We start from the raw sequence: 356 nt of genomic DNA, 5'->3' as shown, positions 1-356 counted from the left end.
GTTACCCCTAAATAAGAAAGGAAAAGAATGTATAATCAAAAGTTAATCAAAATGGTAAAGGGATTCCTTATGGGAGTCGCTGCTATTTTATGTATTGTCCTGGGCTATTCTATTGCTCAAGTACAACATAATTTGAGACATAATAGTCAAGTTCAGGAAGAGGCGAAGCAAAAAACAGAAGAGAAACAACAGGAACAACTATCTCTTACTGAACAGCAGGTCGAGGACTTTTTAATTGCTTACTATACAAAAAAGGATTTAGAAGAGAATCGTCCACGATATAAGCCTTTTATGACTGATTCTATGTATCAGGAAACTGTTCAAGAAGAACAAAAACCAGTCAACCAGACCTATAA

At 35.1% G+C, this 356-nt stretch carries 1 pseudogene; it reads left to right on the top strand.

Features of this window, described 5'->3' with window-relative positions:
- Window positions 1–27: 27 nt before the first annotated feature.
- Window positions 28–356: pseudogene (locus OCF96_RS09910) on the top strand (hypothetical protein); the annotation flags it as partial.

This window comes from Streptococcus mitis (assembly GCF_946190065.1).
GTDB classification, from domain to species: Bacteria; Bacillota; Bacilli; order Lactobacillales; family Streptococcaceae; genus Streptococcus; species Streptococcus mitis_DE.
The sequence above is the reverse complement of the archived record's forward strand: the minus strand, read 5'-3'. Positions and strand labels throughout refer to the sequence as shown.